Source organism: Pseudomonas sp. QTF5 (assembly GCF_000512695.2).
GTDB lineage: Bacteria > Pseudomonadota > Gammaproteobacteria > Pseudomonadales > Pseudomonadaceae > Aquipseudomonas.
The window spans coordinates 155,092-166,390 of record NZ_AZRW02000009.1; the positions used below are offsets into that span (position 1 = coordinate 155,092).

Consider the following 11,299-nt stretch of genomic DNA (forward strand, 5'->3'; position numbering starts at 1 on the left):
GAGGTTTTAAAATGGCTGAACGTCTGAATAATGACTTCCAGTTCATCGAGGTCGGGCGCAAGGATCCGAAGAAGAAACTGTTGCGTCAACGCAAGAAAGAGTTCGTGGAAATCTACGAACCGTTCAAACCCCAGCAGTCGGCCGACCAGGCCCACCGCTGCCTGGGTTGCGGTAACCCGTATTGCGAATGGAAGTGCCCGGTGCACAACTTCATTCCCAACTGGCTGAAATTGGTGGCCGAGGGCAACATCCTCGCTGCCGCCGAGCTGTCGCACCAGACCAACACCCTGCCGGAAGTCTGCGGTCGGGTATGCCCGCAGGATCGTCTCTGCGAGGGTGCCTGCACCCTCAACGACGGCTTCGGCGCGGTGACCATCGGTTCGGTCGAGAAGTACATCACCGACACCGCGTTCGCCATGGGCTGGCGCCCGGACATGTCCAAGGTCAAACCGACCGGCAAGCGTGTCGCGGTAATCGGCGCGGGCCCTGCCGGCCTGGGCTGTGCCGACGTGCTGGTACGTGGCGGCGTGACCCCGGTGGTGTTCGACAAGAACCCGGAAATCGGCGGCCTGCTGACCTTCGGCATTCCCGAGTTCAAGCTGGAAAAGACCGTGCTGAGCAATCGCCGCGAAGTCTTTACCGGCATGGGCATCGAGTTCCGCCTGAACACCGAAATCGGCAAGGACGTAACCATCGAGCAACTGCTCGAAGAATACGATGCCGTGTTCATGGGCATGGGTACCTACACCTACATGAAGGGCGGCTTTGCCGGTGAAGATCTGCCGGGCGTGTATGACGCGCTGGACTTCCTGATCGCCAACGTCAATCGCAACCTGGGCTTTGAAAAGTCGCCGGAAGATTTCGTCGACATGAAAGGCAAGAAGGTCGTGGTGCTGGGCGGTGGCGACACAGCGATGGACTGCAACCGTACTTCGATTCGCCAGGGCGCCAAGTCGGTGACCTGCGCCTATCGTCGTGACGAAGCGAACATGCCGGGCTCGCGCAAAGAGGTGAAGAACGCCAAGGAAGAAGGCGTGAAATTCCTCTACAACCGCCAGCCGATCGCCATCGTGGGTGAAGACCGTGTCGAAGGCGTGAAGGTGGTCGAGACCCGTCTCGGCGAACCGGACGCCCGTGGCCGTCGCAGCCCCGAGCCGATCCCGGGTTCCGAAGAGATCATCCCGGCTGATGCCGTGGTCATCGCGTTCGGTTTCCGTCCAAGCCCGGCGTCGTGGTTCGAGCAGTTCAGCATCCAGACCGACAGCCAGGGCCGCGTCGTGGCGCCGGAACAAGGTCAGTACAAGCACCAGACCAGCAACCCGAAAATCTTCGCCGGTGGCGACATGGTGCGCGGTTCCGACCTGGTGGTAACGGCGATCTTCGAAGGCCGCAATGCCGCTGAAGGGATCCTGGATTACCTGGGGGTCTGATCACTTTCCAAAACTGGAATGCGATCAAATGTGGGAGCGGGCTTGCTCGCGAAGGCGGTGTAACAGTCAATATTGATGTCGACTGACTCACCGCATTCGCGAGCAAGCCCGCTCCCACATTGGTTTTGTGGTGTTGCGAAAGCTGTGTTCCACCGCGACAAATTGACCCGATAGACAAAAGGAACGGCTCTTGCCGTGCCTTTTGCGTCGCGCTCTGAGAAAATGCCCGCACTTTTTTTCCGGATGCCGACATGACTGCCCTGAAGAACGACCGTTTCCTTCGCGCCCTGCTCAAGCAACCCGTAGACGTCACCCCCGTGTGGATGATGCGTCAGGCCGGTCGCTACCTGCCTGAATACCGCGCCAGCCGTGCCAAGGCCGGTGACTTCATGAGCCTGTGCATGAACCCGGCGTTCGCTTGCGAAGTCACGATGCAGCCGCTCGACCGCTATCCGCAACTGGACGCGGCGATCCTCTTCTCCGACATCCTGACCATCCCCGATGCCATGGGCCAAGGCCTGTACTTCGAAACCGGCGAAGGTCCGCGTTTCAAGAAAGTCATCAGCACCCTGGCCGACATCGAAGCCCTGCCGATTCCTGATCCGCACAAAGACCTCGGCTACGTCATGGACGCGGTCAGCACCATCCGCCGTGAATTGAACGGCCGCGTGCCGCTGATCGGCTTCGCCGGCAGCCCATGGACCCTGGCCACCTACATGGTCGAAGGCGGCTCGTCGAAAGACTACCGCAAGACCAAAACCATGCTCTACGACAACCCGCAAGCCTTGCACCTGCTGCTGGACAAGCTCGCGCAGACGGTCACCAGCTACCTCAACGGCCAGATCATGGCCGGGGCGCAAGCGGTGCAGATATTCGATAGTTGGGGCGGTAGCCTTTCGGCGGCGGCGTACCAGGAATTCTCCCTGGCCTACATGCGCAAAATCGTCAGCGGCCTGATCCGCGAGCACGAAGGCCGCAAAGTGCCGGTCATCCTGTTCACCAAGAACGGCGGCCTGTGGCTGGAAAGCATTGCCGACGCCGGCGCCGACGCATTGGGCCTGGACTGGACCTGTGACATTGGTGAAGCCCGCCAGCGCGTGGGCAGCAAAGTCGCCCTGCAAGGGAACATGGACCCGACGGTGCTTTACGCCAAGCCAGAAGCCATTCGCACCGAAGTCGGCCGCATCCTCGCCAGTTACGGCAAAGGTAGCGGCCACGTGTTCAACCTCGGCCATGGCATTACGCCTGAAGTCGACCCAGAGCATGCTGGCGCCTTCCTGCGCGCGGTACATGAACTGTCGGCGCAGTATCACGAGTAATCGTGGCTCAATAAAAAACGCCCGGCTTATGCCGGGCGTTTTTGTATGAGACATCAGGTAGTACTCGGTCAATGTGGGAGCGGGCTTGCTCGCGAAAGCGGTTGATCATTCAGCATAGATGTCGACTGATCCGCCACCTTCGCGAGCAAGCCCGCTCCCACAGGGTTGTGCGTTAGGCTTTCACATTTTCCAATGGCGGCAACTTCGCCAGCTTCAACGCCACCAACAGCGCAATCACCAACAACCCACCAATAAACAACCCGATCCCATTCCAGCCACCCAAGTGCCAAGCCACACCACCCGCCGTACCCGCGATACTCGACCCGGCGTAATAGCTGAACAGGTACAGCGACGACGCCTGTCCTCTGGCCTTGATGGCACGGCGGCCAATCCAGCTACTGGCCACCGAATGCGCCCCGAAGAAGCCGAAGGTAAAGATCAGCATGCCGATGATCACCACCGGCAGCGGTGTGAGCATGGTCAGGGCGAGGCCGGCAATCATCAGCAAAATGGTTACCCAGAGCACTTTGCGTCGGCCAAGTTGGTCGGCCAGGGCGCCGATTTTCGCCGAGCTATAGATGCCCGACAGGTACACCACCGAGAGCAGCCCGACGAAGGCCTGATCCATGTGGTATGGCTCGGCCAGCAAGCGATAACCGATGTAGTTGAACAGCGTGACGAACGCGCCCATCAGCACGAACGCCTCGAGGAACAACAGTGGTAGACCGGCATCGCGAAAGTGCATGGTGAAGCCTTCCAGCAAGCTGCGCGGATGCAGTGAGCGGGCGCGGAAGTTGCGCGATTCCGGGAGGATTTTCCAGAACAGCGCTGCGGCAATCAGCGACAGACCACCGATGACCAGCATCGCCGTGTGCCAGCTGACGAAGTCGATCAATACCCCGACGATCAACCGTCCACACATACCGCCGATGGCATTGCCACCGATGTATAACCCCATGGCCCAGCCAAGGTGTTGCGGATGGATTTCTTCGCTCAAGTAAGTCATCGCGACCGCCGCCAGACCGCTCAACGACAGCCCCACCAGCGCCCGCATGACCAGCACGCCCTGCCAGCTCGGGATCATTGCGCTGGCCATGGTGCAGAGTGCGGCGGCGAACAGCGCGGCGACCATCACTGGTTTCCGACCGATGCGATCAGAGATGGGGCCAGTGATCAGCAAGCCGATAGCGAGCATGCCGGTGGCGACCGACAGGATCAGGCTGCTCTGGGCCGCGTTGATGGAAAACTCGCGGGACAGCAGCGGCATCATCGGCTGCACGCAGTAGAGCAGCGCGAAAGTTGCGAAGCCGCCCGAGAACAGCGCCAGCACCGTGCGCATGAACATCGGCGTGCCTTTTTCGATATAGATCTCGCTTTTCCCGACGACGATATCTTCCAGCGGAGTGGGTGGAATTTCATGGGCGAGTGGGGCGACAGCAGTTTTCACTTCAGACCTCGGAAGGGCGCAGCCGGTCAGGCAATGAAAAAATCATATAGCTGGCTAATGTTTCTATCCAATATATTGTTCGACCTGTTTGATAGGTTTGGCGACCTAATGGAGTTTTCATGGAATTGCGCCACTTACGCTACTTCATCGCCGTCGCCGAAGAACTGCATTTCGGCCGCGCTGCCCAGGTGCTGGGCATCTCGCAACCGCCGTTGAGTCAGCAGATTCAGGCGCTGGAGCAGGAGGTGGGGGCGCGCTTGTTCGAACGGACCAATCGTCGGGTCGAACTCAGCGAGGCGGGGCGGTTGTTTCTGGAAGAGGCGCGCTTAGTGCTGGCTCAGGTCGACAAAGCGGCGGACGTTGCACGGCGGGCACAGCTCGGTGAACTGGGTGAGCTGAAGATCGGCTTCACCTCGTCGGCTCCGTTCAACTCGACCATTCCCCAGGCGATCTTTTCCTTTCGCCAGCGCTTCCCGGCGGTGCACTTGAATTTGCGGGAAATGAGCAGCACCCAAGTGGCCGATGCGCTGGTGGATGAGTCGATCGAAGTCGGCATCATGCGACCGCTGGGGTTGCCGGATTCCCTCAGTGTGGTGGAATTGATGCGCGAGCCATTGGTGGCGGTGCTCAGCTCCAAACATCCGCTGGTGAGCGGCAGCGAAGACGGTTTATTCCTCTCGGCGCTGGCCCTCGAACCATTCGTATTTTTCCCACGCAGCTATGGCAGTGGTCTGTACGCCCAACTGCTCAGCCTGGCGCGGGATGCCGGCTTCAGCCCGCACTTCGCGCAAGAGGCTGGCGAGGCGATGACGATTATCGGGTTGGTGGCGGCAGGTTTGGGGGTCTCGGTGTTGCCGGCGTCGTATCAGCGTATGCGCATCGATGGCGTGGTCTATCGCCCGTTGCTGGATCCGGAAGCGGTGTCGGCGGTGTGGCTAGTGCAGCGCAAGGATCAGAAGTCGCCGATGGCCAAGGCGTTTGTAGAGTTGTTGACGCGTAAGGTTGAGCCTCTGAAGCCGTAACAACGGGCGACCTCAGTGAGGTCACCCGTTTTTCTTTACCAGGCACTACACCGAAACCTGCACCTGCAATCGTCGACCAATGACGTCCATCAAATCGCAACCATCGCGCAATGAGGTCACCAACACCCGCGCCAACTCACTGTGAACGCCTTCGCCGATAGTCTTGTTTACGGTATTCGGTCAACATCCATTGGGCGATGCGCATGTCTTCATCTGTCCAGGTCATGGCGTGGATTCCTTCTTAAGCCCCTTGGGTCACAAAGGCTTATCGGGACGGAAGAGGTGTTGATTGAGAATGCGTTCAACCTGTTGCGGCGTCTTGCACGAGAACCACAGGTTAGCTGGGTAAATCACCATGACCGGGCCGTGGTCGCAACGGCCCAGGCAGCCCGATGCGTTGGCGCGCGATGTGCCTGGTTCACCCATTTTGGCGAGCTTGCGTTTTGCTGCGCTGAGCAGTTCATGAGCGCCTGAGCCCGAGCAACTACGGCGACCATCGGGGCGCAGGTTGGTGCAGATCAGCACATGGTGTTCGTAGGCCAGGGTCGGATTTTCTGCATCATTCATAGGTGGTCACGATCTCTGTTCAAACTTTGTCGGCAGGAACCGCGACGTTCGATGGTTCCAGATTGAGGGCGAGTACGCTCGTCAGCACAATGACCGTTCCGACGATGACCATGGCCGAAGGGCGTTCACTCAAAACCAACGAGGCCATCAACATGGCTGTGGGCGGTATCAGATAAAGCGAAATGGAAGCGCGGCTCACGTTGCTGTGCGCCAGTACGTATGCCCAGGCGAGGTACGCAAGGGCGCTGGGGAAGATGCCCAGAATGAGCACCGCCAAGTTGACTGAAGTTGAGGCGTTTTGCACTTCGCTCCACAGGCCCGGGACATACACAAGGAGCAGTACCGTGCCGGACCAGATGGTGTAACACACCATCGTCAGCCCGTCATAACGATGGGCGTGGCGTTTTTGCAAGGCGAAATACAGACTCCAGGACAACGCCGCCAGCAGGATCAGTAGCCCGTGCGCGTCCAGCTCACCAAACCCACGGTCCCCGGTGACTACCACAGCGGCACCGACCAGGCCGCACAGCACGCAGATCCATTGCCAGCCGTTGACCCGATCCTTGAACGCGAAATGCGCCAATAACGTGCTGAACAGCGGCGTGGATTGTGCCAGTACGCTGGCGGCCCCGGCGCTAACGCCTTGTTGGCCATAGTTGAGGGCTATGTGATGCAGACTGACGGCAAAGAATCCCAGCACGGCCAGCAGTGGCAGGTCTTGAAGGCGGGGCAGGGAAATACGCATCACCAATGCGACCCCGGCCATGAACGTTGAGGCGATGAGAAATCGCACCAGCGCGAGATGAGCGGGCTCGTAAGCCTTTAGCCCGATGTGGATTCCAATGGGGGAATAGGCCCAGCAAAGGATTACAAAAAACGCCGCTAAAGCGATTTTTACGCTGGGCCTTGTATCCATCAAACCGTCATCCTGGACGCAACACGATTTTGCACGCTGGGCATGGCACGGGCTATACCGTTCCAGTACTGCTCGGTGATGACCAGGAAGCGGTTGAACGACGCGCTGATTTCCTCTATGTGCCGGTCGGCGGTGCATTCCTGGGTGGCGGCTTTCACGGCCTGGATCTTGTGTTCTTTTTCCGCATCTCCGATGTGGATGTAGAAGTACTCGCAGTGCTCATGAAAGTCGTCGTTATTGGCATACAGGTGCTTATAGTTGCGCGCTCCTTCGTACAGACGGGTGAGCATCGAATAGGCCAGCCACTCCTGAGCCAATAACGTGCCGAGCACATGGCGCGGATTGTTGTGGCCACCGTCGGTGTAAAGACTCAATTGTTCGCGACTAAACGTGTGGGTACTTTCCAACACAGGCAACGCCATGAGTTCGTCCATGCTGTATGGCCGATCTGCGAGACGGCTGAGAAGATCGATCAAGTAACTTTCCAGCAGAGCGAGGTGGGCTTTTTCCGGGTTGCCATAGCCCATTTCCGAGTACAGGTTTTTGACGATTTCGACCTGAGCATGCAGGTCGTTAGTGCCCATAAATGACAGGGCGACCATACGAGAGGTCTGCGTAGTGCGAGCCAGGTAGTTTCGAGCAAATACCTCAACGTCGCCGAGGGAAAGCATGCCTCCCATCCATCGTTGGTAGAACGCGTTATTCAAGGCGCCATGGGTGAACACACTTTCGGCGAGGGACTGGATTTTGCGTTGCATTGACTCCATAAAAGCTCCTGCTTATCGGAGGATGAAGGGGCGAGGCGTCACTGCAGCCCGCGCTGGTTGAAGTATCAAAAACACGCAGCCTCACTACAAGTGACTTAAACTGACTCAAGCATTCACTCTGGGTGAGCCATGGAATTGTCCCAACTGCGCATGTTCAAGACGGTTTACGATCTTGGCAGCATCGCGCGCGCCGCCGAGTTGCTGCACTGCGTGCCGTCCAACATCACCGCACGCCTCAAGTCCCTGGAGCGGGAGCTGGGCACGCCACTGTTTTTCCGCGACGGTCGAGGGTTGCGGATCACTCCTGCCGGGGAGGTATTTCTTGATTACGCGACGAAAATTCTGGGTTTGGCTGATGAGGCCCGGCGCGCGGTAGCACCCACCAATACGCCTGGCGGCCCTCTGCGCATTGGCGCCATTGAATCTAGTGCTACGGGACGGCTGCCCCGGTTATTGGCCAAGTACCATGCGCTGTACCCGCAGGTGTCGCTGGAGTTGAGCACCGGCACTTGGGCTCAACTGCTGGACGATACTCAGCATCACCGACTTGATGGGGTGATCGTTGCGGTGAACATTGAACGCCCCGGGCTCAAGCGTGCAGTGATGTACCGTGAAGATTTAATCCTCATCGCATCCGCATCCCATGGGCCTTTACGCAAGGCGGCGGATCTGCAAGGTAAGGAAATTTTCATGTGGCCCCCGGGCTGTCCGTACCGCTTCGCGCTGGAGCAGTGGCTGTTGCGCCATGACCAGGTGTTGCCGATCGTCAGCATCGCAAGCTATGGCGCTATAGTTGGCTGTGTCAGTGCCGGTGCCGGCGTTTCGTTGGTACCACGCGGGATCTATGAGCAATATCGCCACAGTGCAGGTTGGCAAGGATATGAATTCCCGGAACTGACGAGTATCGACAACCTGTTTTACTGGCATGAAAACTCAGGTCGACACCCCGCTCGGGAGGCGTTTTTGGCGCTACTGCAGACAGAGTTCCGTACACCTCAGGTAGAACCAGACTGACCAGAATTTGCCCGTTCACTGAATCCGCACCGACAAGCTCAACCTCGGCCAATATTGCCACTCGGGATCACTCGTTTTTGAATCCCGCCAGGCCATGAGCTGCACGCCACTCCTTCACTGTTTGTGCGATCCCTTCAGCTGATTCATCAGCACCTTCTTCGGGATAGAAAATTAGATCCGACCCAGAGGGATGTTCACTCATATCTTCAAAATGGAATACCAGCCTATCTATTTCCTCCTCTGTTCCATCGTGGCTGATGATGTTCTGCAACAAAGCCACAAACTCACTCTCTGTGTAGTCACTGATTTTGTTTTTCATGGTTTTTGCTTATCTTCCTTGTGGATTTCAACGTGTCGTTTTGGCGTCATTACACAAAGGTTATCTACATCAAAAACAGCGCCGCCGTGCTGAATATGCTCAATGTGATGTAGTTCGTAGCGAGCGTTTCCTCCATTCCGTTCAGTTTTCGGTGCAAATGGCGAGTTGCCATTCAGTAAGAAACTTTGGTTACTGGCTTTGAACTGGCTGAGCAGCTCGGGATCATTTCCTACGGTAGTCCAAAACGCTGCCCTGAAAGCGTCGAAGTCCCTAAACGTTTGTCCTCTTAACTGATCCGCAATCCGCGTTGGAACGGGAGCGCCTAACCCGGTGCCAGCCCCTGCAAGCCAAACCCCCGCAACATTCTCGCCCACCCCCGTAACCCCTCCGGGTTCAAACCGGGCATTGAGCACGATGTAGATCGGCTCAAGCCCCGCATCCGCAGGAAACCAGATAATCGCGTCCTGATAATCGGGTGGATGCTCCGGGTTCACCAAAGCCTTGTTGGCTTGCTCGGTGGGCGGGTACACCCATATCGTCGGCAGTGGCGGGGCGCCTTCGAGGGCCGGGATGCGTGGTATATCGTCGGGGTTCGCCGCAGGCGTCCAGATCAGGCCGATGCCGTTGCCGAGGTCGGCGACAAACTGTTCGCCTTCCTGGGTGGCCTTGATGACCGGGACAAATTCCCAGTCTTTTTTCCCGCCGGTGTAGAAGCCGTAAGCGTTGACGGAGCCGTCCGGCAAGGTCTTCACGTTGAGGCGCACACGGGTTCGCCCGGTATTCAGTTCCGCGTACTGTTCTTTCCTGTAGAAGGCGCTGTCGGGGGAAAGGCGGGTATTCGGCATCAGGAGTGCCACGGCGCCCGAGCGCGCCGGCGGCCACAACCGTGGAGCCTGATAGCAGACCGAGTGCAAGAGAGCCGCCGAGACGTTGGGCGATGGCGCCGGCCGTGGCTGAGCCTCTCACCAGTTTCAGGGGGACCCCGGCGGCTGTGATCGGCGCACCGGTGTCGAGCACGGCCCATAATCCGTAGTCGGCCAATTTCTCTACGGGGACAAATCCGGCCGGGTGGCTGTGATTGATGACGCCGTCAGGGAGGTTGCAGCTCTTGGCGAACACGCAACCCTGCGAATCGGGCTGAGTGTTGAGTGCGTCCTGTTGTTTTTTCTGATGCATCTCCCAGCGGGCGTTGGCGTCCAGTTCATTCTTTCGGTTAATGGCGGCTACCGCTGCGCCGGCGTCCTGGAAGGCTTGTATCTGCGCCTGGGTGGGTTGTTGTGTTGGGGCGGGCAGAAAATCCGGGGTGTCCGGGAAACCGAGCTTTTTCATTAGCGCTTCTTGTTCGTCCTTGGGGAATCCCAACGCGTAGCTGGGTTCGCCTAGAACCTACCGGACGGTTCAGGGGCTGGCGTTAGGACGTTTCCCAAAAGCGGCGCTGAAATTTCCTATTTCATGTTGTTGCAGGGGGAAGAAGGACATTTGCTCGGGGCGGCTGTGGCCCGGTTAATAGCGCCGGGAGCCGTGATTTTTTGCATCAAAATGAGGTTGTCCTGAGGGCTACACGACCTTGCATCGTTGCCTACAGCTGCGCCAAAAAAAGGGTGACATCACTGATGTCACCCGTTTTTTTTGCCGCTTCGCGCCCGAATGGGGGCAAGCCCCCTCACCACATTTGTTCGTGTGAGGCCGATCAGTCCACGTGCGCCAAATCACCACGCAACGCTACGCTGGACACCACCAGCCCGGCACGGCACTGGAATTTCTCGGTGTCTTTGTACAGGTCGCGCTTGTCGACGCTGGCGATATTGATGACCGCGTTGGCATCGGCTTTTTTCGCCGCGTCCTGCAGGGTCGCCAAGGCCGATTGCAGGGCCCAGAAGCAGGCGTCCTGATCAGATTTGTTGGAACCGTTGGTCTTGCGGCTGCTGCTCACGGTGTCGAGTTTGCGCACCTGCTTGGGCAAGGTTTCGCCGGCCAGGTAGAACTTGACGCTGCCGTCCAGCAGGCCGGCGTCGGTTGCACGTTTTACGCCTTCGCGAAAACTCAGGTAGGTCGGTTCATCGGCGCCTTGCTTGATGATGCCCAGTTCGTTGACCTGCTCGATGGTTGGATCGAAGGACAGCTCTTTGAGCACGTTGTCACGTAGTTTGTTGACCCAGCGGTTGTAGTTGCCGTGGATCTTGCCGTCCTTGTAGTCCAGGCCGTAGCTGCTGCGGTAGTCGATTTCGAACGAGGTCGGGGTGAACGGGATATCGACTTCGGCGTGGTGCCGGCCACGCACGGTGATGGCGGCCTTGATCATGCCCGGACGTACCGATTGCACGACCCATTCGCGGTCATTCAGGGCGGTGACGATAGCGCGGCTCATCTGCGATTGGGTGAAACCCAGGTCGGCGGAAAAGTCTTCCTTGGCGTTGTACACCGGCTTGCTGGTGCAGCCGCCCAGCACAAAGGCCAGGGCCAGCAAGGCGACGATGCGGTGAAACTGAGTCATTCCC

At 58.4% G+C, this 11,299-nt stretch carries 10 protein-coding genes and 1 pseudogene; 4 read left to right on the forward strand and 7 right to left on the reverse strand.

Annotated elements, in window-relative coordinates:
- Nucleotides 1-11: 11 nt before the first annotated feature.
- The gene (locus IC37_RS10110) at nt 12-1,430 is read left to right on the forward strand and encodes an FAD-dependent oxidoreductase (RefSeq protein ID WP_030129207.1); all 1,419 of its coding nucleotides are present in this window, start codon (nt 12-14) and stop codon (nt 1,428-1,430) included.
- 251 nt (nt 1,431-1,681) lie between these two features.
- On the forward strand, nt 1,682-2,749 hold the full coding sequence (gene hemE, locus IC37_RS10115) for a uroporphyrinogen decarboxylase (protein ID WP_030129206.1): 1,068 nt from the start codon (nt 1,682-1,684) through the stop codon (nt 2,747-2,749).
- Nucleotides 2,750-2,921: 172 nt separating this feature from the next.
- Here the strand turns inward: hemE and IC37_RS10120 are convergent, their stop codons facing one another.
- On the reverse strand, nt 2,922-4,163 hold the full coding sequence (locus IC37_RS10120; RefSeq protein ID WP_371916320.1) for an MFS transporter: 1,242 nt from the start codon (nt 4,161-4,163) through the stop codon (nt 2,922-2,924).
- 152 nt (nt 4,164-4,315) lie between these two features.
- Here IC37_RS10120 and IC37_RS10125 point away from each other — a divergent pair, with 152 nt between their 5' ends.
- Entirely contained in the window at nt 4,316-5,218 is a 903-nt protein-coding gene (locus tag IC37_RS10125) for a LysR family transcriptional regulator (RefSeq protein WP_030129204.1), read from the forward strand.
- A 255-nt stretch (nt 5,219-5,473) separates the two neighbouring features.
- Here the strand turns inward: IC37_RS10125 and IC37_RS10130 are convergent, their stop codons facing one another.
- Genes IC37_RS10130 through IC37_RS10140 form a run of 3 tightly spaced genes read right to left on the reverse strand, consistent with a single transcriptional unit; the run spans nt 5,474 to nt 7,459 of the window.
- On the reverse strand, nt 5,474-5,785 hold the full coding sequence (locus IC37_RS10130; protein ID WP_030129203.1) for a ferredoxin: 312 nt from the start codon (nt 5,783-5,785) through the stop codon (nt 5,474-5,476).
- A 19-nt stretch (nt 5,786-5,804) separates the two neighbouring features.
- Entirely contained in the window at nt 5,805-6,701 is an 897-nt protein-coding gene (locus tag IC37_RS10135) for a DMT family transporter (protein WP_030129202.1), read from the reverse strand.
- The gene (locus tag IC37_RS10140; protein ID WP_371916316.1) at nt 6,701-7,459 is read right to left on the reverse strand and encodes an iron-containing redox enzyme family protein; all 759 of its coding nucleotides are present in this window, start codon (nt 7,457-7,459) and stop codon (nt 6,701-6,703) included. The genes IC37_RS10135 and IC37_RS10140 overlap by 1 nt, the downstream gene beginning before the upstream one ends.
- A 138-nt stretch (nt 7,460-7,597) precedes the next feature.
- Between IC37_RS10140 and IC37_RS10145 the strand changes: the two genes are divergently transcribed.
- Nucleotides 7,598-8,482: a LysR family transcriptional regulator gene (locus IC37_RS10145; protein ID WP_030129200.1), complete on the forward strand. Its 885-nt coding sequence runs from the start codon at nt 7,598-7,600 to the stop codon at nt 8,480-8,482.
- 67 nt (nt 8,483-8,549) lie between these two features.
- Here IC37_RS10145 and IC37_RS10150 read toward each other — a convergent pair whose 3' ends face one another.
- The 3 genes and pseudogenes from IC37_RS10150 to IC37_RS10160 form a co-directional block, all read right to left on the reverse strand.
- Nucleotides 8,550-8,801 carry a bacteriocin immunity protein gene (locus IC37_RS10150; protein WP_030129199.1) on the reverse strand — a complete coding sequence of 84 codons (252 nt, stop codon included), beginning with the start codon at nt 8,799-8,801 and terminating at the stop codon, nt 8,550-8,552.
- Nucleotides 8,798-10,130 (reverse strand): annotated as a pseudogene (locus IC37_RS10155) (S-type pyocin domain-containing protein). The gene IC37_RS10150 and the pseudogene IC37_RS10155 overlap by 4 nt, the downstream one beginning before the upstream one ends.
- A 361-nt stretch (nt 10,131-10,491) precedes the next feature.
- On the reverse strand, nt 10,492-11,295 hold the full coding sequence (locus tag IC37_RS10160; RefSeq protein WP_030129198.1) for a hypothetical protein: 804 nt from the start codon (nt 11,293-11,295) through the stop codon (nt 10,492-10,494).
- Nucleotides 11,296-11,299 lie beyond the last annotated feature (4 nt).